Raw genomic sequence first — 24,170 nt, forward strand, 5'->3', positions numbered from 1 at the left:
GTTATGTTGTTTTTCGAAAGCTGCAAATATAAACAGAATTTGGCGATTACAGCTAATTAAAACACGCATTTGTGCATTCAAAATGAATTTAATTGTGTTCTCAAATCAGCAACTCCTTCGGAGGCGAATTTGGCAATCGTTTCTACTTTATTTCGGATATTCGGAATTGCAATTGGTTTTGGGTCAATATAAAAAATAGGTGTAGTACTTGGAACATAAGACGTTAGTCCTGCTGCAGGATAGACTTGAAGCGAAGTTCCAATTACAGCAAAATAATCTGCAGTTTCTGTGATGTCAATTGCTTCTTCCAATGCTGAAACTTCTTCGCCAAACCAAACAATGTGAGGTCTTAATTGATGTCCGTTTGTGTCAAGATCTCCAGTATTTAAATCTTCTGTCCAGTCTAAAATTAGATTTTTATCCCGAACACTTCTCACTTTTAATAATTCTCCATGTAAATGCAACACTTTTGTACTTCCGGCGCGTTCGTGTAAATCGTCAACATTTTGAGTAATAACGTAAACATCAAAATCTTTTTCGAGTTCAGCCAGAATAATATGTCCTAAATTCGGATTGACTTCTTTTAACTGCTGACGACGTTTGTTGTAAAAATCTAAAACTAATTCCTGGTTTTTGTGCCAGCCTTCTGGTGTTGCAACTTCCATTACATCATGTCCTTCCCATAAACCATCACTGTCTCGAAAAGTTTTGATACCGCTTTCAGCACTGATTCCTGCTCCGGTCAAGACTACAAGTTTCTTTTTCATTTTGATTTTAATTTATGGATAAAAATAGTGATTTCTAAAATTAGTCTTTATAAAAAATGAAAGCTTTTCTATCTGTTTTATTATGAGTTGTTTGAGAGAATAAAGCGTATTTATACTTATTGTGCATGCCTTTTTAATTATTTATTTTTAGAAAAAGATTTTCCCAAATGATTCTTATTCAATTTACAGGACTATCCGGTTCAGGAAAAACGACTCTTGCAGAAAATGTCAGCATTTTGTTGACAGAAAATGGATATCAGGTAAAAATCGTTGATGGTGATGTGTATCGAAAAACAATTTGCAAAGATTTAGGTTTTTCTAAAGAGGATCGTTGTGAGAATGTAAGACGATTGTTTAATGTGAGTCAGGATTTTATAAAATCTAAAGTAATTGTTTTAATGTCGGTAATAAATCCTTATCAGGAATTACGCAATGAAATTGGGAAGTATAAATTTGTAAGAACGGTTTATTTAGATTGTTCACTTAACAATTTGATTAAAAGAGATCCTAAAGGTTTATACAAAAAAGCATTATTACCCGATAACGACATAAATAAAATTAGAAAATTTACAGGAATAAGTGATGTATATGAGAAACCTGATAATGCTGATTTAATTCTGAAGACAGATTTTGAAACGGTTTCGGTTTCTACGCAAAAGCTCTATCATTTTATTCTAAATAATTTATCTGAACTACAATAATTAAAAACATAAAATCATGAACCCCTCTTCTATACAACTACCCATTACTTTTTCAATAGATAAATTACAACAAGAGCTTGCATTATGCGAAAGCGAATTGTGGACACCGCATTTTAATACCAATCGTTATGAAGGAAACTGGACCAGTGTTTCTCTACGATCACAATCCGGAATGATAAATGATATTTATTCTTTCCCTAACAAAGAATATAAAAATACAAAGCTTCTTGATCGTTGCCATTATTTTAAAGAAATTATGGATTGGTTTCAGTGCGAAAAAGAAGCTGTTCGTTTACTTCGTCTAGGCCCAAACAGCGAGATAAAAGAGCATGTCGATAACGATACTTCCTATGAAGATGGTTTTTTTAGGATTCATGTTCCTATTATAACCAATTCACAAGTCTATTTTTATGTTGATCACAAATTGGTTCCAATGAAAATGGGAGAGTGTTGGTATGCCAATTTTCAGCTTCCTCATAGTGTAGAAAATAAAAGTTTAGAGCCCCGAATTCATCTTACCATTGATTGTATCAGAAATGACTGGTCTGATAAAATATTTGCAGAAATGGGGTTTGATGTTCAGGCTGTTGTAAAAAAAGAGTATACAGAGGAAGAGAAAAAGTTTATTATTGCTGAGCTTTCAAGAAATCCATCAGAAACTAATGCTAGAATTATTGCAGAACTTCAATCCAAATAATTAAATAATGGAAAATAATAATCATGCCCTTTTTAACTGGATTCCGTATAAATTAATCGAAAAAAATGATGAGGTTTATTTTGAATGGGTTTATCTGTCAGACCTGAAAATTACAGATCCTTTTTTTGATGAAACGATTGCAAAATGTAAAAGCCATGAATATAATTCGAAAAAATTTAAACCGGTAAGTTCAGCGGAAAATATAATACAATGGTCGTCAGAATTGATTTCGGTTGATTTAAAAGCGCTTGTTTTTCATGTTTCAAGATGCGGTTCAACAATGCTGAGTCAATCTTTGGCAACTTCATCAGAAAATATAATGATTTCAGAAGCTCCTATTTTTGATGAGATTTTAAGAAGTGATTATTTTAGTCCCGATATAAAAGCGGTTCTTATAAAAGCAGTTCTTAAATTTTTGGGACAAAAGAGATTCCCGGAACAAAAAAATCTGATTTTTAAACTTGATGCCTGGCATATTTTTAAAGTTTCTTATCTAAGAAAACTTTTTCCGGAAATTCCATTTACTTTACTTTATAGAAATCCTGTTGAAGTTTTAAAATCACATCAGAAATTACCCGGTTTGCACATGGTTCCGGGTTTGATTCCTTCGGCTGTTTTTGGAATTAAAATTCAGGAAATGCAGTCAACTCATTTGCACCAATATCAGGCTTTAGTTCTTGAAAAATATTTTAAGGGATTTCTGGATTTTTTCGAAATAGATGAAAAAGTTACGCTTCTTAATTATAATGAAGGGATGAAAGGCGTTATAGAAAAATTTATCTCTTTTGTAAAAATCAATTATTCAGAGACGGAATGCGATAAAATGTTTGAAAGACTTAAAAGACATTCTAAGGATGAAAGTGCAGTTTTTACGGGAGATTCTTTTAAAGAAGAAGCTTTAAATGTGGATTTTTTGAAACTGAATCGATTGCATGAAAAACTGAATAATATGTTTCTGGATTCTGTAGAACTCTGAAAATACAAATGAATTTTCATTTTGTCTAATTCTAATGTATTTTTGCGCTCAAATACAAACAAAATGATTGATTTAGATTACCTCGCATTCTTAGAAAATATATTAACAGATAACAGAAAAAGTAATTTTTTAAAAGTACTGGAAAACCGCACAAAGCATTTTACAGTTGCTGTTGAAGATGTTTATCAAATGCATAATACCAGTGCTGTAATGCGCAGTTGTGAAGTTTTTGGAATTCAGGAATTGAATGTAATCGAACAACGTTTCGGTAAAAGAATCGATAAAGAAATTGCATTAGGGGCACAAAAATGGGTTGATATCAATCGATTTGATTCCGTTTCAGGATGTCTTTCTGATTTGAAAGGTAAAGGTTATCAGATTATTGCAACAACTCCGCATGAAAAAGATTGTATGCTGGAAGATTTCGATATTTCTAAACCAAGTGCTTTATTCTTTGGAACTGAAAAAGAAGGATTGTCAAAAGAAATTATGGATAACGCTGATGGTTTCCTAAAAATACCAATGGTTGGTTTTACAGAAAGTTTAAATATTTCGGTTTCTGCAGCAATTATCATCCAAAGCTTAACTAATAGATTAAGAAGATCTGATATTAACTGGAAACTAACTGATGAAGAAATTTTGGTAAAACGTTTGCTTTGGGCAAAGAATTCTATTAAAGATATTAAAAGAATTGAACAGAGATATTATCAGGATAACCCGAGATAAGGTTCTAAGATGCTAAGTTTCTAAGAGACTAAGTTGTATGTTTAGAAAAAAATCCCCGATTACTAATTATAGTCGGGGATTTTTTATGCTGGAAAATTATCTTCCGAAAGAATCATAATTATCTTCTGCATATTTTTCGAAACGTTTTAGAATTGTAATGTTTTCTTTTTCTATTTGTGTTAATTCCTTGCTGACATCGCTTGAAACAGGTATGTACCATTCTACTTGGTCAAAAAACTGGCGAACGGTTTTTGTTTTAAAAGTAAGTCCATGTCTCGCAAAAATGGTATTTCTAAGGATTTCTAAATCAATTTTTTTTAAGTTTTTTAAATCGGATTCGGTTAATTTTTGAGTAGATGAATTAAGTTTCATAATGCTTTCAGATGCTATCCTGTATAAAGAAGTATTTTCATATTCAATTTCGTTTCCTTCTTTATTCTCATTTTCTTCGTCTCCTTCTTCAACCATAGCTACTTTCTCTATTTTAGGATTTTGATAATCGACATACATGTCTTCTTCAGGAAGCATAACGTAAGGATTGTATCTAAAATCTTTTTTAGTGAGAGAAAAAGTCCTTTTTCGTACTGATTTATTCGGATTATTGGCAGTCCAGGTTCCAACAAGAAGAGTATCATCTTTTATTTCAAATTCAAAAACGCCGTCATTTTTATCATCTCCAGGTTCATTAAGAACAAAACGTACCGTATCTCCTTTTTTTGTCATTCTGCCGTTAAGAGGTCTATTGTTTCCGGCAACAATACTTCTTCCTGTAACTTCGGAATGAGTTATTTTTTTGATAGAAATATTGATTTTATTAACGGGCATTTCATTCCCGTCAGGATCCTGATCTTCAGCTACAAAATCTCCAACCCATGAGCCATAAAGCTCAGTCATTAGTTCGTTTTCTTGTGTTTTATTTGATAAATTCTCATCATTATTTTTCTCTTTTTTATTGCAAGAGAAGAATGTAATAGCAATTAGTAAACAGCAAAGTTTCTTCATTTTTTTGATTGGTTATAAAGATAATATTCAAGAATTAATAAGTTAGGAATCCATCCGATCCAGGCAATAATTTGATATAAATCCATGGGAGAAGGATGAAAAATAAATACTAAAATAACTTTCCAAAGACGGAGTGTTATGGCAGAAAATGTTAAGGCAAAACTTCTTAACATAAAAGTTTTGTGCAGTTTGATGTTTTTGTTTTTAATGGTTAGCAAACCTTTTAGTGTAAAATAAAACCAGAGTACAGACAGCGAAACAAAAGATATTTGAGAATATAATCCGCCATTTGCAAAAACACCAATAAACAGACCCGATGGAGCACTCAGGAATAACACAGTAAAAACATATAATTTCCCAATGTTTCTATGAACGAGAGGCCATTTTTTTAATAAGTAAGAATTAAACTGAGTAAACCCGGAAAGTAAAACAAAGATGGCCGAATATACATGAATGTAAAAGAATACTATATAAAAAGGTATTTCTGTTACTTCTGTTTGCTTGATTTGAAGAAAAGCGGCATCATTCTTAAATGGAATATACTTAAAAGTAATTTGAGTCATTAGTATGAAAAAATAACTAAAGCAAAACGTTAATGCGAATGTTAAATATGGTTGTATGCGTTTTTTCAACTCAGATTTAAAATAAAATTCTAAAATCAAATGTAGGAAAAAGATTTTTAATTTATTGAATTGTAGTTAGAAAACTGTATAAAAAAATCCCCGACTACATTAGTAATCGGGGATTTTATATTTAAGATTAAAACCTTTTATTCATTAACCAAAACCCATGTTCCGGCAGCTAATAAACTTTCAGCTTTTTTGAATTTCATTGTTTCTGTTTTACCAGTAGCAACTTCCTGAACTGTAACAGTGTCATTTCTGTTGATTTTTGGTGTATCTCTAACGATAGTTTCTGTAACCTGACGCTGTTGAGTTTCTCCGGCTTCACGGTTGATGCTTTCGCTGTTTGGAATTTCGTCTTTACTTAATTGTAAATTTTCTTTTGGACGAACCACTTCTCTTGCTTCGTGGATTTCAGGAGCGTTTTGAGCAGGTAAGTCACCTTTAAATAAGAATGAAATTACCTCTTTATTAACGTTGTCCAGCATTCCTCTAAACAAGTTGAAAGCTTCTAATTTGTAAATAAGCAATGGATCTTTTTGTTCGTGAACAGCCAATTGAACAGATTGTTTCAATTCGTCCATTTTACGTAAGTGTTTTTTCCAAGCTTCATCAACAATAGAAAGTGTGATGTTTTTCTCGAAATCAGCAATTAACTGGGCGCCTTCGCTATCGTAAGCTTTCTTTAAGTCAGTAACTACATTCAAAGTTTTGATTCCGTCTGTAAATGGAACTACAATTCTTTCGAAATGGTTATTAGGCTCCTCGTAAACTCCTTTAATGATTGGGAAAGCTTCTCTTGCGCTTCTTTCAGTTTTTTCTGTGTAGAATGCTAAAGCTTCTTTATACACTTTTCCGGTAACTTCAATATCAGATAGTTTTAAGAAATCTGCTTCAGAAATTGGAGATGTAATTCCGAAATAACGAATTAAATCAAATTCGTATCCTTTGAAATCATTTGCCACTTTACTGTTACTAACGATTAATTCGCAAGTATCATAAAGCATATTGGCAATATCCAGTTTCAAACGCTCACCAAATAAAGCGTGACGACGACGTTTGTAAACTACTTCACGTTGAGAGTTCATTACGTCATCATATTCTAATAAACGTTTACGAACACCAAAGTTATTTTCTTCTACTTTTTTCTGAGCACGTTCGATCGATTTAGTCATCATAGAATGCTGAATAACTTCACCTTCTTTCAATCCCATTCTGTCCATAACTTTCGCTACTCTTTCAGAACCGAATAAACGCATTAAGTTATCTTCAAGAGAAACATAGAACTGAGAACTTCCCGGATCTCCCTGACGACCAGAACGACCACGTAACTGTCTGTCTACACGACGAGAATCATGACGTTCTGTACCCACGATTGCTAAACCTCCCGCAGCTTTTACTTCTGGAGATAATTTAATATCGGTACCACGACCAGCCATGTTTGTTGCAATGGTTACAACTCCGGCTTTACCAGCTTCTTCAACGATTTGTGCCTCTTGCTTGTGCATTTTAGCATTCAATACGTTGTGCGCGATTCCTCTCATTTTAAGCATACGGCTTAATAATTCTGAAATCTCTACAGAAGTTGTTCCAATCAATACTGGTCTTCCAGCTTGTGATAATTCAGTAACATCTTCAATAACAGCGTTGAATTTTTCACGTGTAGTTTTGTAGATATAATCTTCTTTGTCAATTCTTGCAATTCCACGGTTAGTTGGAATTTCAACAACGTCCAGTTTGTAAATCTGCCATAACTCGCCAGCTTCTGTAACAGCAGTACCAGTCATACCACCTAATTTGCTGTACATTCTGAAATAGTTCTGTAATGTAACAGTTGCAAATGTTTGTGTAGCAGCTTCGATTTTTACGTTTTCTTTTGCTTCGATCGCTTGGTGAAGACCATCAGAATAACGACGACCATCCATGATACGACCTGTTTGCTCATCGACAATCATAATTTTATTGTCCATGATCACATACTCTACATCTTTTTCGAATAAAGCATATGCTTTTAAAAGCTGTGTAAGAGTGTGGATACGCTCGCTTTTTACTCCAAAGTCCTGGAATAATCTTTCTTTAGCTTCCGCTTCAGCGTCTTTGTCTAATTTTTGTTTTTCAATCGCAGCGATTTCTGTTCCGATGTCTGGCAAAACGAAGAAATCAGCATCAGTATCTCCGGAAAGGTATTTAATACCATTGTCTGTTAATTCTACCTGATTGTTTTTTTCTTCAATCACAAAATATAAAGCTTCGTCAACTTTATGCATTTCGCGATTGTTATCCTGCATGTATTGATTTTCAGTTTTTTGAAGTAATTGTTTAATTCCTTCTTCACTTAAAAATTTAATTAATGCTTTATTTTTAGGTAAAGATCTGTAAGCTCTTAATAATAAGAAACCACCATCTTTAGTATTTCCTTCTTTGATTAATTTTTTAGCTTCAGCTAAGAAACCATTCGCTAACTGACGTTGTTGGGCAACTAAGTTTTCAATTTTTGGTTTCAATTCGTTGAATTCATGACGATCTCCCTGAGGAACCGGTCCAGAAATGATAAGCGGTGTTCTGGCATCATCAATTAATACAGAATCAACCTCGTCGACAATAGCAAAATTGTGTTTTCTCTGTACTAAATCGCTAGGAGAGTGTGCCATGTTATCTCTTAAGTAGTCAAAACCAAACTCATTGTTGGTTCCGTAAGTGATATCGGCGTCGTATGCTTTTTTTCTTTGTTCTGTACTTGGCTGGTGGTTATCGATACAGTCTACAGATAAACCATGGAATTCGAATAAAGGTGCTTTCCAAGTGCTATCACGTTTTGCTAAGTAGTCATTCACCGTTACTAAGTGAACTCCGTTTCCTGTCAAAGCATTTAAGTAAAGTGGAAGAGTAGCCACTAAAGTTTTACCTTCACCCGTTTGCATTTCGGCAACTTTACCTTCGTGCAAAACCATACCACCAATTAACTGAACATCATAGTGAATCATGTCCCAAGTGATATCTTTTCCGGCAGCATTCCATTTGTTAGCCCAAACCGATTTATCACCTTCAATAGTAATATATGGTTTTGTTGCAGAAAATTCACGGTCTTTTGGAGTTGCGGTAACTTCAATAAAAGAGTTTTCTTTGAAACGACGAGCTGTTTCTTTTACTACAGAAAACGCTTCCGGAAGAATTTCCAATAAAGTTTTTTCAGAGATTTCGTAAGCTTCTTTTTCAAGAGCATCAATAGCATCATAAAGGTCTTCTCTTTTGTCGATGTCTTCGATGTTTTCTACTTCTGCTTTAAGCGAAGTGATTTTAGCATCTTTGTCAGCTCTGGCTTCTTTAATTTTGTCTTTAAAATAAACAGTTCTTCCTCTCAATTCGTCGTTAGATAGACTCATTAAGGGAGCTTCGAATGTTTTAATTTTATTTAAGTAAGGTTGTAAAGCTTTGACATCTTTCTGTGATTTATCACCCACAAAGACTTTAATAATACTGTTTATGAAACTCATGATTTATTGTATTTCTTTATTATTTAATATGTATTTGAACCAAAAAAAAAGCCTCTGTGATGAGACTTTTTCCTTTGGTTTATTTTTTTAATATTCATCCTCATTCCAAAGATAATCTTCGTCTGTTGGATAATCAGGCCAAATTTCTTCCATTGATTCATATATCTCGCCTTCATCTTCGATAGACTGAAGGTTTTCTACTACTTCTAATGGAGCACCAGCTCTAATAGCGTAGTCAATAAGTTCATCTTTGTTAGCAGGCCATGGCGCATCACTTAAATAAGATGCTAATTCTAATGTCCAATACATCTGTTATCTGTTTAGTTTGTGCAAAAATAAATTTTTTACCGAAAAAGACAAGTAAATTTTGATTTATTTTAATAAAATTTAAGAACGTCCTTGTTAGTACTCAGTTTTCAATGCCAGTTTTCAGTTTCTAAAGCTGAAATTTGCTGCTAATTACTGTGTTTTTAAGTATTCAGTTTTTAATGCTGTTTTGCAGTCTGAAAACTGAAAACTGTGACTGTTACTTTCTCGGAATCCATTTCACTTCCTCCGCTTTAAGGTCTGAGGACAACTTTCGTGCCAAGACAAAAAGGTAGTCAGAAAGTCGGTTTAAGTACATAATTGCGATTTCTGGAACGTGCTCATTGTGACTTAAATGCACTGCTAAACGTTCTGCGCGACGGCAAATACAGCGTGCTATATGACAATGTGACACAGTTGGGTGGCCTCCCGGTAAAACGAAATGCGTCATTTGCGGAAGGCTTTCTTCCATTTTATCTATTTCGTTTTCTAGTAATTCGATATCGGACTCTATTATTCCAAGATTTTCTAAGCGAAGTTTTCCATTTTTCAATACTTCTTTTTCCTGTGGAGTTGCCAAAATGGCACCAACAGTAAAAAGGCGATCCTGAATTTCGATTAAAATAGTCTTATAATGCGAGTCTATTTCCTGATCACGGATTAATCCGATATAAGAATTAAGTTCATCAACAGTTCCATAACTGTCAATTCTGATATGATCTTTTGGTACGCGTGTTCCTCCAAAAAGAGCTGTTGTACCTTTATCGCCTGTTTTGGTGTATACTTTCATTTTTTTAAGATGCTAAGGTTTTGAGATGCTATCCCGATAGCTATCGGGACTAAGTTTTTCTTCTCTTTGTAGTAATCTAAAATCAGAAATCTAAAATTATTTCGTCGTGTCGCTTTCAATTATACCGTCTCGCAAACGAATAACTCTATGAGCATAAGCCGCAATATCCTCTTCGTGTGTTACCAGAATTACAGTATTTCCTTGTGCATGAATATCTCCAAAAAGTTTCATGATTTCTACAGAAGTTTTACTGTCTAAGTTTCCCGTTGGTTCATCGGCTAAGATAATCGAAGGTTTGTTTACCAAAGCTCTCGCAACAGCAACACGCTGGCGTTGTCCCCCCGAAAGCTGATTTGGCTGGTGGTCCATTCTGTCGGCAAGGTTTACTTGTTTTAGGACTTCTGTTGCACGTGCAATTCGGTCAGATTTTCCGTAACCGGCATATATCATCGGAAGTGCTACATTATCAAGTGCTGTAGTTCTTGGCAATAAATTAAAAGTCTGGAATACAAAACCAATCTCTTTATTTCTAATTTCGGCCAATTCATCGTCTCTCATTTGGCTGACATCTTTTCCATTTAAAACATAACGCCCGGAAGTTGGAGTGTCCAAACAGCCCAGTAAATTCATTAGTGTAGATTTTCCTGATCCGGAAGGTCCCATTAAGGCAACATATTCGCCTTTTTTTATTTCTAAATCAATTCCCTTTAAAACATATACAATTTCGTTACCTAAAACGAAATTTCGTTTGATATCAGTTATTTTAATTAATGGTTCAGCCATTTTGATTTACAATTTTGGATTTAAAAGTACAAAACACTTTTGAATTAAAGAGATAAGTAGCTGATAATTGATTTTTGTTACAAAACATCATTATAGTTTATTGTTCTATTCAATTAATGAGCAATATATTTTTAAAGTTGTTATATCGTTTTGATGTTATTTTGTATAATTAGCATTATTTGGTGGTTTTTATAAAATTATTACTTTGTAAATCTTAAAAATATGTAAATAATGTAATTTTAGACAATGCCTTTTAAGTAAATTTGATATTATTAATTAAAACAATCAAGATTATGAAAAATATCAAAATAGCTACAGGAATTGCATTATTAGCTTTGAGCTTTACATCGTGTAAAGATGAAAAACAAGAAAAGGCACAGAAAACAATTGACTCTTATGTAACCTACGTAGATTCGGTTAAAAATGTAAAAGCCGAAGATTTAAAAGAGAATTGGAATGCTGTAGAATCAGAATATGACAGAAGAGCTGCAGAAGCTGATGCGGCTTTAGCAGATATTAAAGATAATGCTGCTCAAACTGAAAAAATAAATACGAGCAAAGCAAAATATGAGACTTTTAAAAACGAAATGACCACCCTTCTTGCCCCTCCGGCTCCAAGTCCTAAACAACAATTAAGAAATGCCTTGTTTGGTGAAGGAAAAATTGGAGACGATATGAGCTTTGCCTGGGTAAATGCACAAAACATTCATAGTGTGTACCAACAATTTGTTCATACAGTTGAAAATAATAAAGATAAATATTCCAGAGAAGACTGGGATGAAATTAAAGTATTGTATGAAGCTTTAGACAGCAGAAAAAATACTGTTGAAAAAGAAGGACTGACTGCAGCAGACAATAGAAAAATAGCTGGTTTGAAAATTAAGTTTGCACCTATGTATACTGTAAATAGAATGGGAGCAAAAGCTGAAGAGAATAAAGAAGCAAAAAAATAAGCTTTAAAATTTTGAATTAGTAAAAAAATGACGATCAGAAATGATCGTCATTTTTTTTATGTTTAGTGCCAGCGTGAGCATCTTTCCTGCAAAAAAAAATATTTACTTGATTAGTTTTTCAAGCCTTATCATCATTTCATCTTTCTCTTTCAGCATACGTTCATACAATGCGATTTTTTCTTCATGAAGTTTTTTGATTTCTTCAATTGGATTATTATTAAAAACTTCTATTTTATTATTGAACATTGCATTATCCGAGAAATTACACGAAATTAAATTCACAGCCTGTTCCGCATCAAAATTTTGAAAAGCTTCAACAGGAATTTTCAAAGAATTGGAGATTTGTTGAAGCAAATTGTCTTCGATTACCTCTTTCTGTTCCAGAATAGAAATTTTCTTCTGAGTCCAGTCTTCACCCAAATCATAGGCCAGTGCTTCCTGTTTAATGCCAAGCATTTCTCTAAAACGTTTTACGTTTCTTCCCTGATGAATTTTCTGTTCCATAATGAATGTGATTTTTCTGAAGGTTCAAAGATAAAATTATCCAGACAAAAAAGTCTGGATTTCAAAGATAAAAAAACATCTCATAAAAGATTCTTTTTGTCAGATATTGTATCTAAATCTGAGAAGGACAAGAAGTTGAAAAACGGATCTGATAGTATTAAACTACAATAAAAAAGACGACCGTTCCAGTCGCCTTTTTTATGCTCTTATTATAAAATGTTCTTTTTCCTGTTCTCTTCTAAAAAATACAAATCCCCACTGAAAAGTATCAATTGTGACTTTTACTTTGGGATGATTTTTAATTATCTCCCAGGTTTCTTCCATTTCTTTGGACCAATGAATATCGTCAAAAATCCAGACAGAATCGTTGTTTGTTGTAGATAACAAAAGCTCAAAATAAGCTAAAGTTGCTTTTTTGGAATGATTGCCATCAAAGTAAATCAAATCGTAGATTTTAGAGTTTAAATTTTCAGAAATTAGAAAAGATTCAAATTCTGAAATTATATTCTCTACATTTTTGTAATCAAATTGATTTAATTGGCTTTCCGCAATAGCTGTAGTATTTGGACAGCCTTCTATTGTTTTTACCTTAGCTTTAGGATTTCCCAAAGCCAAAGCTGACGTTGCCAATCCCAACGATGTGCCTATTTCAAGGATAGTTTGAGGCTGAAAATAGCTTGTAACACGAAATAATAATTCGGCTCTTTTTACTGAAATTCCTGCAGTCTGGGCAATTTTAGAAATCTGTCTCCGGTTTGATTTAAAGACTTTTGATCCCGCGCCAAAATCAGTTACTTCGATAAAGCTTTTATTTTCCAGAAGAGATTTTCTATAGTTTTTTAGAACAGTATATTCAGGTTTTGCTTTCTTATCGTAGAAACATTTTGTTAGTAAACTAAAAACGAACGGCGAATGAACCGCATGTTCGTTTTTAGAATTCCATAAAAATTTAAGATAAGATATAATTTGAAACAGCATTCTTGTGATTTTCTCCTTTCAGACGAAATTAATTTACTGTAATTAGTTTAATTTCAAAAATAAGAACAGAACCTGCAGGAATGTTTTCAACTTTACTACTGCCATAACCTAAATGTGCCGGAACAAATAGAGAAGCACTTCCACCTTCTTTTAAAAATGGTAGTCCTTCCTGCCATCCTAATATTAATTTGTTTAATGGAAATGTTACTCCTGAAGCGCTGGTTGTTTGATCAAAAACAGTTCCATTAGTAAGAGTGCCTTTGTAGGTTACCGTTACATTTGATTGTAGGGTTGGTTGTTTACCTGTTCCTGCTTCTTTAATAATATAATGCAGACCTGTATTTGTTTTTTGTGCAGTCAAATTATTTTTAGCTAAATAATCTGTGATTTCTTTTTCGTTTTCAACACTGTAGTCTATTTTTTCGGGAATTCTTTCTAATCCGGAATCACTTGAACAAGAAATAAAAAATGTAAGAATTGAAAATGCAGTTACTAATTTTTTCATATGGTATTTGTTTTTTTAAGGTCGTAAATATAGGGAAATTACTTTTTGTCACAGTCACAGTTGCAGTTTTCAGTTTGTTGGAATCTTTAAATTTTAACTGGAGCCAAATTTGCTAGGATTATTTATCATGTAATTTATCAATTTTCCTATTTCCAGACTTTTTAGATGTAACTTTTCAAATGTTTCTGTGCTGATATATTTGCATTTCAGGGAGAATTCAAGCCAAGTATATGTTTCTGAATTTTCAGCGTCACTATCAGTTAACTTACTTACAAAATGATTTGGATATCTTCTTTTTCGATAAGATTCAGCAATATTTGCTGAAACACTTCTAGAAGACCGTCGTATTTGATCAGTTAGAGAATATTTTTCTTCTACGGGAAAAGTTTTTGACAATTCGAAAATCCCCATTGCAAGTTCAAATGACTTTTTATACGCCAACAATTCTTTAAAATCCATTATTATTTTTATTATTTTATAAAAATAATAAAAAAAGAAAGAAAAAAATTACTTTTATGAAAAACTGAAAACTGTGACTGCAACTGAAAACTAAAAACTACCCTTCAAGTTTAGCAGAAAGTTCAAACCAGCGTTCTTCTTTTGCATCAATTTTCTTAATTATATTTTGTAGTTCATTTGCTTTTTTCTCAATGTCAGAATCAGCTACTTTTCCGTCAGAGAATAATTGTTCGATTTTTGTTTTTTCAATTTCTAAATCTTTTATTTCTCTTTCGATTTTTTGATATTCTTTTTGCTCATTGAAACTTAAATTTCCGGTTGGGTTATTTTGTTTCCAGTCTTTCTTCTCGGCTTTGTTTTCTTCTTTTTGTGCAATATCTGCGCTGTCTTCATAAGCTCTGAAATCAGAATAGTTTCCAGGGAAATTTTCAATTTCTCCTTCTCCTCTGAATACAAATAAATGATCTACAATTTTATCCATAAAATAACGATCGTGAGAAACAACCAATAAACAACCCGGATAATCAAGAAGGAAACTTTCTAAAACATTCAAAGTCACAATATCTAAATCGTTGGTTGGCTCATCAAGAATTAAAAAGTTAGGATTCTGAATTAAAACGGTACATAAATACAGACGTTTTAATTCACCTCCGCTTAATTTCTCAACATAATCGTATTGTTTTTTAGCATCAAAAAGAAAACGTTCCAATAACTGGGAAGCCGAAATGATTTTTCCTTTAGAAAGCGGAATATATTCACCATATTCCTTAATAATATCTATAACACGCTGACCCGGTTTTGGATTAATTCCGGATTGTGTATAATACCCCACTTTTATAGTGTCACCTTTTACAACACGTCCACTGTCCGGTGGAATTGTACCGGTTAATAAATTTAGGAAAGTAGATTTTCCGGTTCCGTTTTTACCAATAATTCCAATACGTTCACCACGCTGAAAATCAAAACTGAAATTATCCAGAATAACTTTATCCTTGAATTTTTTAGAAAGTTTATGAAGCTCAATAATTTTGCTTCCCATTCTTTCCATATTAATTTCAAGCTCAACTTTATTTTCTTTTCGTCGGCTCTGTGCTTTTTCTTTTATAATGTAAAAATCGTCCTGACGGGATTTAGATTTGGTTGTTCTTGCTTTTGGCTGACGGCGCATCCATTCTAATTCTTTTACAAATAAGTTTTTGGCCTTGTCAATACTGGCGTTTTCAGATGTAATTCTTTCTTCTTTTTTCTCTAAGTAATACGAATAATTTCCTTTGTATTGATATAATTTCCCGTTGTCCAATTCGATAATCTCGTTACAAACACGCTCCAAAAAGAAACGGTCGTGCGTTACCATAAACAAAGTGATGTTTTCTTTGGCAAAATAACTTTCCAGCCATTCGATCATTTCGAGATCTAAGTGGTTGGTTGGCTCGTCCAAAATCAATAAATCCGGACGATTGATTAGAATGATAGCAAGAGAAAGACGTTTCTTTTGTCCTCCTGAAAGATTTTTTACTTTAAGTTTAAAGTCTTCCAGTTTTAATTTGAAAAGAATTTGTTTGTATTGTGTTTCAAAATCCCACGCATTGTGCTGGTCCATCGCGTCAAAAGCTTTTTGATAAGCTTCTTCATCTGAAGGGTTTTCCAAGGCTTTTTCGTAAGCTTCAATTACTTTAAGAGTTTCGTTATCAGATGCAAAAATACTTTCTTCAATGGTAAGTTCATCCTGAAGATTGTTTTCTTGTGAAAGAAATGCCATTCGAATGCCTTTTCTTAAAACGACTTGTCCCGTATCAGGTTCGTCCAAACCGTTGATGATACTCATAATGGTCGTTTTTCCAGAACCGTTTTTGGCAATAAAAGCGATTTTTTGGTCTTTATTAATTCCAAAAGAAATGTTGTCAAAAAGGACTCTTTCACCAAATGACTTTGATATATTTTCTACAGATAAGTAATTCACAAGAATAAAATTTTTTGCAAAAGTAAACTATTATCTTACGATTTGCGAATTATTTATGGAGATACAAAGCCAGTACAGTACTTAGGTCAAAATAATGAATTTGTTGTTTTACATTTAGTATCGGTTTTCGAATTAAAGCTTCATTCGTTAAATAATAATGAATACCGTCTTTTGTGGTAATTCCTTCGATTTGATGAAAAGGGAGTTTTAAATCTATCCGTCTTTTGTTTCCAGACAAGAATTCCTGGTTTTTGAAGTCGTAAAGAAGGTATAAAAAAGGTTTTCCAAGTTTAGTATAACCACATAAGACAATTAAATTTTTGTTTTCAAGATAAGTCGCTCCGGTTACTAAGCCTTTTGTGTCTAAAGTTGATTTGTATTTTGCGACTTGGGTTCCTGTTTGATTTGGTACTGAATAAATAGAAGTTTTAGAAGTATTCCATTGTTTGGTAAATAAATAGATACTGTCTTTTGTAATTATAAAAGCTTCACAGTCAAAATTGGTTTTGTTTGGTTTGGAAGGAGAAAAATCAGTTTGATCGGAATAGGTAAAGGAAATGGTTTCTATTTTTGGTTTTTCTTCTAAAAATGATTTTTTTTCTATTTTGAGAATTTGCAGATTTGTTCGGTTTCCGGAATAATTATTTCCAAAATCTCCAATATATAGGTGTAGATCGTCTTGTGCAATTTCTTCCCAATCATGATTAATAACTTCGTTTAGAATAATTTTTCTTTTAATTTTTCCTAAAGAATCTAAACCGTAAATGGTTTTGTCGTGATCGTCGTTATGTGTCCATAGTAGATTTTCGAAAGCAACTAAGCCTGAAGTTTCATGCAATGAGTCGCTTAAGTGTATAGAGTATTCAGGCTTTAATTTTAAAGACTTATAATTGCAATTTACGTTTTGTATCGCTTTTGAATCGTAATTCTCTGCTTGAGGATCTGTGCATCCTGAAATTTGAGAATAACTGATTGTTGTAATTGCAAGGAAGAAGAAAATAATTTTTATCATAATTGCAATGTTATTTTTGCACAAGTTAAATGTAAAATTTTAAATAATACAGTAAAATAACTATCAGGAAATATAATTTAAATGTTACTTTGCAGTCACTAAATTTTATTCTTTAAGAATAGGATTACCCCGTTATGAAAATTTTACAAGAGTTATCTCATTACCGAATTTCACGTTACTTCAAATTTTTGTTTGTTGTAGTAGATATTGTATTGTTGAATCTGGCAACTCTGCTTTCTGCATTTGCGAGATTTGGCAGTTTAGATAAACTTCTTTCCAAAGAAGAACGTACTATTTCTCTTCTGGCTATTTTAATCTGGATAGCCTTATTGCTTCAAAATGATTCCAACAGAAGTATCCGTGTTGAACCGATAGAAAATATTTTATGGAGAACCATAAAGAAGATCTTAATTCACGCGGCGGTCATTTCTATATTTGTTGTCTATCTAAAGTATGAGGACATATCAAGACTTCGAATGGTTTATTTTTATCTTATCTTTTTCGGAATTTTAATGGTTTCAAGGGTTTTGTCTATGGGGCTTTTAAAATACATTAGAGCACAGGGATATAATTTTAAAACCTTTATAATTGTTGGTGCCAATGAAACTGGGGAAAGAATTAGAAAAGTTCTTGCAAAAGATCTGACTTATGGATATCGTTTTTTAGGTTTTTTCGATAAAAGGGAAAATGTAACAATTGTTGATCCGGCTCTAATTGTAGGTCAGTTTGAAAACATCGAAAAATTTGTGATAGAGAAAAAGATCGATGAAATGTATGTCGCTTTACATATTGAAAACATCGAAATAATTAATGAACTGATTCGAATTTGCGAACAAAATATGGTTCGTATTAAATTTATTCCGGATTTTGAGCAGTATACAAAAGCCAGCAAAGTCGAAGTTTCTTTTTATGAAAATATACCGGTATTAATGTTTCGTACAGAACCGCTGGAGTATGCTTCTAACAGGGTAATAAAAAAGGTTTTTGATATATTATTTTCCAGTTTTGTAATCTTGCTTATTTTTCCGTGGCTCTTTCCGATCATTATGATTATTATAAAATTGGAATCTCCGGGGCCTGTGTTTTTTAAGCAGGAAAGATCCGGAAGAGATAATGAAACGTTTATGTGTCTCAAATTCAGAAGTATGTATGTCAATAAATTGGCACATAATAAACAGGCCGAAAAAGGAGATAGTCGTATTACTAAGTTTGGTGCTTTTATTCGAAAAACCAGTATAGACGAATTGCCTCAGTTTTTTAATGTTTTTTGGGGAGATATGTCGGTTGTTGGGCCGAGACCTCATATGGTAAATCTTGCTAAAGAATACAGTGATTTAATTAATAATTATTTAGTGCGTCAATATGCAAAGCCCGGAATTACAGGCTGGGCGCAGGTAAACGGATTTAGAGGCGAAACGAAAGTGTTAAGCGATATGGAAAATCGCGTGGCTTATGATATCTGGTATATCGAAAACTGGAGTTTTCTATTGGATATCCGAATAATTATAAAAACAATAATTAATGTTTTTAAAGGAGAAGAAAACGCGTATTAGAATTTAAAAAACTGATTGTTGACAATAACTTCTTTTAATGAATCAATATTGTTAATTTTTATTTTTTCGTCAAAAGAAGCAATGTGTTTCCTGTGATGAACATCACTTCCGCAAAAATCATACATTCCTTTTTTTAAAAGTTCATCTGCAGTTTTTGTGATTTTAGAACCATAATAACCCACTGTTGAAAGCAGATTTAATTGGAAAAGACAACCTGCATTTTTGAGTTTTTCATATTCATTAAAATTTTCATGATAAAACACATAACGTTCGGGATGTGCCAAAACTGGAATATAACCGGCTACCTGTATTTCAAAAATAGTTTTTAGAAGGTTGATAGGAGCACTTAAATAGGATATTTCAACCAAAACATAATTGTCTTTTAAAGTCAGTAGTTTTTCTTCCTTAAAATGATTTTCAAACCAATAATCGATAAAATATTCTGCAGCAGCCTTAAAAGGAATCAGAATGTTATTTTCTGCTAATGCATTTTTAGTTTCCTCTAGTTTTAGATCTATTATTTCAGGGGTGTTGTTCCAGACATAATGGCTGATGTGTGGTGTAGTTATAATTTGAGCGATTCCCAAACCTTTGAGCAATTGCGTAAGCTGGACTGATTTTGCTAAGTTTTTGGCTCCATCGTCAATGCCCGGCAAAACATGAGAATGTATATCTACAAAATTACCATTAAGCAGTTCTTTTAATTTAGGCTTTGATTTGAAGAAAGTAAACATGGGGCAAAAGCGTGTAAATCAAATTTATAAAATGCAAAATTAATGTAGAATTTCTAATAAGACATTTTAGAATTATACTATATTTGATTTTTAGTAAAAAAGTAAAAAATTATGAAAATAAAAGAGAATTTGTTTAATCAAAGGATTATTTCTATTGATGCTCTACGTGGAATTACCATTTTTGTAATGATTTTTGTAAATGAATTAGCAAGTATTCAACATGTACCACAATGGATGAAACACATGCCCGCTGATGCAGATGCAATGACTTTCGTAGATTTAGTTTTTCCTGCTTTTTTATTTATTGTCGGAATGTCTGTTCCGTTTGCTTTTAATGCCAGACTGCTAAAAGGGGATAGTGCCAAAACCATTTGGACACACACTTTAAAAAGAGCAATTGCCCTTATAATTATAGGTGTTTTTATGGTTAATGCCGAATATGGTTATGATGCTTCTAAAATGATTATCACACCCGTGTTTTGGGGACTTTTAGCCTATATAATGCCAATTCCGATTTGGAATAAATATCCTAAAGATTTTCCGGTTTGGTTAAAAAATGTACTTCAATATGGAGGGATTTTGGTTCTTATTGTGCTTTACTTTTTATATATTCAGGATACGGGTGAACGAGGAATGACGCCAAAATGGTGGGGAATTTTGGGGTTAATTGGTTGGGCTTACTTATTTACTGTAATTTATTATTGGCTGGTTTCCGGTAATTTATGGGCAATGATCGGATTTCTAATTTTCTGCGTTGTGATGAATTCGCTAAATCTAACAGAAAATTCTTTTGTTCAAAATACTTCGTGGTTGAGTTTTATTGCTGGTCATCTTACCCATGCAGCACTCGTTTCGGCTGGAATTGTAATTTCGCTGCTCTTTTTTGATCGAAAAATTGAAAACAAAATCAACTGGCCTGTAATTGCTTTTATTATATCGTTTTTTGCAGTTGGATTTGGTTTAAGACCTTTATTCGGAATTTCAAAAATACAAGGAACTCCATCGTGGACAATGATTTCGGCGGGCATCTGTACAATATTATTTTACTTTTTATATTGGCTGATGGAAGTTAAAAAGCAAACTAAATGGAGTGCCTTTTTTATGCCTGCAGCCGCAAATCCACTATTGATTTATATTTTGCCGGGAGTAATTTATTATTTCTGCAAAGCGATTAATATGCATATTATTCCAGGATATTTCAGAGTAGGTGTTCCGGGAATTATTTGGTCTTTAGTATTCTCTACAATTATGCTTTTCGTAATGAAAGTCTTAAACAGATATAAAATTCAATTGCATTTGTAATTTTTGAAATGAGAAGATTTTATCGCAAAGAGTGCAAAGAGTTTTCGCAAAGTGCGCAAAGTTTTTTTTAAGTGAGTTTTACAAACTTCGAAGTTCGCAAGGCTTTGTGTAGAATAAGCTTTGCGAACTTTTATATTTTTAAATATTCCTCTCAAAATTCTTTGTGTACTTTGCGAAAACTCTTTGCGCTCTTTGCGTTTAAAAAAAACTTTCAATTTATAATAACGGATTTAATCTTAAAGACCGATCCTGAAATTGGATTGTAATTCACAAAATTGAACTTGCATAAATTGTGAATATTCAGAAGTTTTCCATCAGGAAGTTCGTCTTGTTTAAAATCCGACCATGGAATTTTTATAGTTTTAAATTGATGGGGAGAAGCAGACAGACTAACTCTTGGATGTGAACCTCCATGTATGCAACCACTCCCTTCTGAATTTCCTTCTCTTGCTTGTAATTTTATAATCTGAGAAGATTGATAAGTGATTTCGACAAATTTTGATTTGCTGGAAAGATTGGTTGGAATTCCGTCATTGATTTCTGATGTGGTAATCATAACATTGAGCTCAATTTCACCTTTTGGATTATCGTTCGCGGTTACTGTAATTATTCCTTTTTTTGTTCGAATAACATTTATCATTTCTTCACTTTCTTTTGAAGGACCTGCGATAAACCATTTGTTAGTTTTTACTAGATTTTCTCTCTTTTCCTGAGCTTTAGCTGAAAAGCAAATAAGACTAAAAGCTAAAAAATAAAGTGATAATTGACGCATAAGACTTTTTAAAATCGGATAATTAGAAACCCAAATGTAGCTTTTTTGAATCATTTTAAATTCGTTTTTATTCTACAAAAAATTTAAACATAATTCTAAATTAAAAATTCTAAATTTGTAAGAGATGGTTTTTAAAATATTGTGAGTGAGTAATTTAAAAATTATATATGTATGCTGTTTTTGTTTAATAAGCTCGTTTTGCAACGCTCAAAACGATAGTCTGACTGTGGGAAATCAGGATATATTAGATGTTATTCACAAAATCTTTGATAAAAACGATACCATCAAAAAAGACAAGCAAAAAAAACTGGCTTTCTCATTGCTTCCGGTTCCCGTTGATGTAAATTCCAGTACAGGTTTGGTTGTTTCCTTTTTAACTACTTTTTATCTGGGCGAAGATCACGAAAAGACTAAAATGTCTCAGATTACCTTTTCGCCTTATTTTAGTTTTACGAAACAATATGTTTTTCCTATTCAATCTTACATCTATACAAGTGAAAATAAATGGAATTTTATTGGTGATTACCGGTATATGATTTATCCTCAGGATACTTACGGTTTGGGTGAGCACGATTCAAAAGATAAAATGTCAACATTAGATTATCAGCAATGGCGATTTTATCAATTTATTACCAGAAAGGTTATTGGAAATTATCGTTTAGGCGCTGGTTTCCTTTTTGATAATTATCAGAATATTTCTGAAGAATCTTATATAGATGGTGAAACCGATTATTATCAATATATGAATGGAGATTTCTCAGACGAGACTTCGTTTGGATTTGCGATTCAGGGTTTGTACGATTCGAGGGAAAACATCATTAATCCAAAGCAAGGATTATATGTTGAAGCCGATTTACGTATCAATACCAGCGGAGTAGAAAATGATAAATGGCAGTCTTTATATATAGATGTTCGAAAGTATCATTCTTTCAGTAAAACCAAACACAGAGTTTGGGCTTCAAGAGCTTTTTACTGGTCAACATTTGGCGGAAAGCCTCATTATCTGGATTTACCAAGTATTGGCTGGGATCGTGACGGAAAAACAGGAAGAGGTTTTACTAAAAACAGATACAGAAGCAATGCCTTAATTTACTTTGAAACCGAATATCGAACGGATATCAGTCGAAATGGTTTTTTTGGCGCTGTCTTTTTTACTAATATTTCTTCGGTTTCCAAACTCGATACTTACCAATTCAAAAAATGGAATCCTGCGGTTGGAACCGGAATTCGTATCAAATGGAATAAAAGAAATGGCAGTAATCTGGCACTTGATTACGGAATTAGTAAAAACGACTGGTCACTTCGTTTGGGGTTATCAGAAAATTTCTAACTTTCGGCCAAAATCTACAAGATCAATTTTACATGCAGTTATCGATTATTATTCTCAATTATAATGTGCGTTACTTTCTCGAACAATGCGTTTTAAGTGTTCAGGAATCAATTACGGCAATCGATGCCGAAATTATTGTAGTAGATAATAATTCATCAGATGACAGTGTTTTGATGATGAAAGAAAAATTTCCAAAAGTAAAATTGATTGAAAACAAGGAAAATTTTGGTTTTCCGAAGGGAAATAATATCGGTTTTCGTCAAGCGAATGGAAAGTACATCTGTATTTTAAATCCCGATACCGTTGTTGCAGAAGATACATTCTTAAAGATTCTGGCTTTCGCCGAAAAGCAAAATAATCCAGGGATTATCGGTTGTAAACTGATTGATGGAACAGGAGAGTTTTTGCTTGAAAGTAAAAGAGGAATTCCAACACCCTGGGTTGCCTTTACGAAGATTTTCAGTTTGTATAAAATTTTTCCTAAAGCCCAGCTTTTCAATCAATATTACGCTCAGCATTTAAATCAAGACGAAACCGGAAAAGTAGAAATTCTGGTTGGAGCTTTTATGTTTTTAGAAAGTAAACTTTATGAAGATTTAAACGGTTTTGATGAAGATTGTTTTATGTATGCAGACGATATCGATTTGTCGTATCGTGCATTGCTTTTAGGAAAAGCTAATTTTTATTTTCACGAAACAACAGTTCTGCATTATAAAGGAGAAAGCACGATAAAAGATGAGCAGTACATGAAGCGATTTCAGGAATCGATGAACTTCTTTTATCAGAAGCATTTTAAGAAATCCTGGTTCTTTAGCCTTTTTATTAAAATTGGGACATTTTTGTTTTCATTTGCTAAAATGTTTCAGGGAAAACCAAAAGAGAATCCGTTGCCGGAAAGCTATTTTTTATGCTCCGAAAATGAGAATTTCGCTAAAAAACTGGCTTCGATTTTGGAAAATAAAGTTGGTTTTTTAGAATTCAAAGAGGAAAAAATGGTAAATTCGTGCCTGATTTTAAAGGGTAAAAAGGCAGAGATCATTTTGGATAATCACTATATTTCATTCAAAAAATGTATCGAAATCATAGAAACTCTTAAAGATAAGAAGGTTACTTTTAAAATATTTCCCAAAAAGACGGGTTTTATTATTGGAAGCAATTCAAGAAATGACAGAGGGCAAATTATAAAAATTGAGTAAAAAATTATATTAAGTGTAATTTATGTTTAAAATATTCGTTAATTTCG

Annotated in this window: 24 protein-coding genes; 9 read left to right on the top strand and 15 right to left on the bottom strand. The window is 32.6% G+C overall.

Features of this window, described 5'->3' with window-relative positions; all coding sequences use genetic code 11:
- Positions 1–77: 77 nt before the first annotated feature.
- Complete coding sequence (locus tag ACFS3A_RS10660; protein WP_379825416.1) at positions 78–767, bottom strand: SIR2 family NAD-dependent protein deacylase; 690 nt, start codon at positions 765–767, stop codon at positions 78–80.
- A gap of 167 nt (positions 768–934) precedes the next feature.
- Between ACFS3A_RS10660 and cysC the strand changes: the two genes are divergently transcribed.
- The 4 genes from cysC to ACFS3A_RS10680 all read left to right on the top strand — a co-directional run bounded on the left by cysC (position 935) and on the right by ACFS3A_RS10680 (position 3,867).
- Positions 935–1,468, top strand: coding sequence for an adenylyl-sulfate kinase (gene cysC, locus ACFS3A_RS10665; RefSeq protein ID WP_379825417.1), 534 nt, complete (start codon positions 935–937; stop codon positions 1,466–1,468).
- A 16-nt stretch (positions 1,469–1,484) separates the two neighbouring features.
- Positions 1,485–2,165, top strand: coding sequence for an aspartyl/asparaginyl beta-hydroxylase domain-containing protein (locus tag ACFS3A_RS10670; protein ID WP_379825418.1), 681 nt, complete (start codon positions 1,485–1,487; stop codon positions 2,163–2,165).
- Between the two features lie 7 nt (positions 2,166–2,172).
- A complete protein-coding gene (locus ACFS3A_RS10675; protein ID WP_379825420.1) occupies positions 2,173–3,141 on the top strand; it encodes a sulfotransferase family protein in 969 nt (322 codons plus the stop codon).
- 63 nt (positions 3,142–3,204) lie between these two features.
- A complete protein-coding gene (locus ACFS3A_RS10680; protein WP_379825421.1) occupies positions 3,205–3,867 on the top strand; it encodes a TrmH family RNA methyltransferase in 663 nt (220 codons plus the stop codon).
- A gap of 96 nt (positions 3,868–3,963) precedes the next feature.
- Here ACFS3A_RS10680 and ACFS3A_RS10685 read toward each other — a convergent pair whose 3' ends face one another.
- The 6 genes from ACFS3A_RS10685 to ACFS3A_RS10710 form a co-directional block, all read right to left on the bottom strand.
- The gene (locus tag ACFS3A_RS10685) at positions 3,964–4,869 is read right to left on the bottom strand and encodes a YARHG domain-containing protein (RefSeq protein WP_379825422.1); all 906 of its coding nucleotides are present in this window, start codon (positions 4,867–4,869) and stop codon (positions 3,964–3,966) included.
- The gene (locus ACFS3A_RS10690) at positions 4,866–5,432 is read right to left on the bottom strand and encodes a DUF2306 domain-containing protein (protein WP_379825423.1); all 567 of its coding nucleotides are present in this window, start codon (positions 5,430–5,432) and stop codon (positions 4,866–4,868) included. Before ACFS3A_RS10690 ends, ACFS3A_RS10685 begins: the two co-directional genes overlap by 4 nt.
- Positions 5,433–5,638: 206 nt before the next feature.
- On the bottom strand, positions 5,639–8,986 hold the full coding sequence (gene secA, locus ACFS3A_RS10695; RefSeq protein ID WP_379825425.1) for a preprotein translocase subunit SecA: 3,348 nt from the start codon (positions 8,984–8,986) through the stop codon (positions 5,639–5,641).
- A gap of 87 nt (positions 8,987–9,073) precedes the next feature.
- Positions 9,074–9,295: a DUF2795 domain-containing protein gene (locus tag ACFS3A_RS10700; protein WP_007138072.1), complete on the bottom strand. Its 222-nt coding sequence runs from the start codon at positions 9,293–9,295 to the stop codon at positions 9,074–9,076.
- A 217-nt stretch (positions 9,296–9,512) separates the two neighbouring features.
- The gene (locus ACFS3A_RS10705) at positions 9,513–10,082 is read right to left on the bottom strand and encodes a cob(I)yrinic acid a,c-diamide adenosyltransferase (protein ID WP_379825426.1); all 570 of its coding nucleotides are present in this window, start codon (positions 10,080–10,082) and stop codon (positions 9,513–9,515) included.
- A gap of 96 nt (positions 10,083–10,178) precedes the next feature.
- Positions 10,179–10,865, bottom strand: a complete 687-nt coding sequence (locus tag ACFS3A_RS10710) for an ABC transporter ATP-binding protein (protein ID WP_379825427.1) — start codon at positions 10,863–10,865, stop codon at positions 10,179–10,181.
- A 293-nt stretch (positions 10,866–11,158) separates the two neighbouring features.
- On the opposite strand from ACFS3A_RS10710, the gene ACFS3A_RS10715 reads away from it, so the two are divergent.
- Positions 11,159–11,818: a DUF6565 domain-containing protein gene (locus ACFS3A_RS10715; RefSeq protein ID WP_379825428.1), complete on the top strand. Its 660-nt coding sequence runs from the start codon at positions 11,159–11,161 to the stop codon at positions 11,816–11,818.
- 102 nt (positions 11,819–11,920) lie between these two features.
- Here ACFS3A_RS10715 and ACFS3A_RS10720 read toward each other — a convergent pair whose 3' ends face one another.
- From ACFS3A_RS10720 to ACFS3A_RS10745, 6 genes are all read right to left on the bottom strand, one after another.
- Positions 11,921–12,322: an XRE family transcriptional regulator gene (locus ACFS3A_RS10720; protein ID WP_379825429.1), complete on the bottom strand. Its 402-nt coding sequence runs from the start codon at positions 12,320–12,322 to the stop codon at positions 11,921–11,923.
- A 198-nt stretch (positions 12,323–12,520) separates the two neighbouring features.
- On the bottom strand, positions 12,521–13,300 hold the full coding sequence (locus ACFS3A_RS10725) for an O-methyltransferase (RefSeq protein WP_379825430.1): 780 nt from the start codon (positions 13,298–13,300) through the stop codon (positions 12,521–12,523).
- Between the two features lie 28 nt (positions 13,301–13,328).
- Positions 13,329–13,805 carry an FKBP-type peptidyl-prolyl cis-trans isomerase gene (locus tag ACFS3A_RS10730; protein WP_379825431.1) on the bottom strand — a complete coding sequence of 159 codons (477 nt, stop codon included), beginning with the start codon at positions 13,803–13,805 and terminating at the stop codon, positions 13,329–13,331.
- Positions 13,806–13,898: 93 nt separating this feature from the next.
- Positions 13,899–14,264 carry a four helix bundle protein gene (locus tag ACFS3A_RS10735; protein WP_379825432.1) on the bottom strand — a complete coding sequence of 122 codons (366 nt, stop codon included), beginning with the start codon at positions 14,262–14,264 and terminating at the stop codon, positions 13,899–13,901.
- Positions 14,265–14,361: 97 nt separating this feature from the next.
- Positions 14,362–16,224 carry an ABC-F family ATP-binding cassette domain-containing protein gene (locus ACFS3A_RS10740; protein WP_379825433.1) on the bottom strand — a complete coding sequence of 621 codons (1,863 nt, stop codon included), beginning with the start codon at positions 16,222–16,224 and terminating at the stop codon, positions 14,362–14,364.
- A gap of 49 nt (positions 16,225–16,273) precedes the next feature.
- The gene (locus tag ACFS3A_RS10745) at positions 16,274–17,236 is read right to left on the bottom strand and encodes a T9SS C-terminal target domain-containing protein (RefSeq protein WP_379825435.1); all 963 of its coding nucleotides are present in this window, start codon (positions 17,234–17,236) and stop codon (positions 16,274–16,276) included.
- Between the two features lie 134 nt (positions 17,237–17,370).
- Here ACFS3A_RS10745 and ACFS3A_RS10750 point away from each other — a divergent pair, with 134 nt between their 5' ends.
- Positions 17,371–18,789, top strand: a complete 1,419-nt coding sequence (locus ACFS3A_RS10750; RefSeq protein ID WP_379825436.1) for an undecaprenyl-phosphate glucose phosphotransferase — start codon at positions 17,371–17,373, stop codon at positions 18,787–18,789.
- Here the strand turns inward: ACFS3A_RS10750 and ACFS3A_RS10755 are convergent.
- Positions 18,786–19,523: a tyrosine-protein phosphatase gene (locus tag ACFS3A_RS10755; protein WP_379825437.1), complete on the bottom strand. Its 738-nt coding sequence runs from the start codon at positions 19,521–19,523 to the stop codon at positions 18,786–18,788. The two genes, ACFS3A_RS10750 and ACFS3A_RS10755, sit on opposite strands and share 4 nt — an antisense overlap.
- A 111-nt stretch (positions 19,524–19,634) precedes the next feature.
- Between ACFS3A_RS10755 and ACFS3A_RS10760 the strand changes: the two genes are divergently transcribed.
- Entirely contained in the window at positions 19,635–20,825 is a 1,191-nt protein-coding gene (locus ACFS3A_RS10760) for a DUF5009 domain-containing protein (RefSeq protein WP_379825439.1), read from the top strand.
- 211 nt (positions 20,826–21,036) lie between these two features.
- Here ACFS3A_RS10760 and ACFS3A_RS10765 read toward each other — a convergent pair whose 3' ends face one another.
- Complete coding sequence (locus tag ACFS3A_RS10765) at positions 21,037–21,651, bottom strand: hypothetical protein (RefSeq protein WP_379825440.1); 615 nt, start codon at positions 21,649–21,651, stop codon at positions 21,037–21,039.
- Between the two features lie 172 nt (positions 21,652–21,823).
- On the opposite strand from ACFS3A_RS10765, the gene ACFS3A_RS10770 reads away from it, so the two are divergent.
- A complete protein-coding gene (locus ACFS3A_RS10770) occupies positions 21,824–22,927 on the top strand; it encodes a hypothetical protein (RefSeq protein WP_379825442.1) in 1,104 nt (367 codons plus the stop codon).
- A 32-nt stretch (positions 22,928–22,959) separates the two neighbouring features.
- Complete coding sequence (locus tag ACFS3A_RS10775; protein WP_379825443.1) at positions 22,960–24,123, top strand: glycosyltransferase family 2 protein; 1,164 nt, start codon at positions 22,960–22,962, stop codon at positions 24,121–24,123.
- Positions 24,124–24,170 lie beyond the last annotated feature (47 nt).

This window comes from Flavobacterium notoginsengisoli (assembly GCF_042686225.1).
Taxonomy (GTDB): Bacteria; Bacteroidota; Bacteroidia; order Flavobacteriales; family Flavobacteriaceae; genus Flavobacterium; species Flavobacterium notoginsengisoli.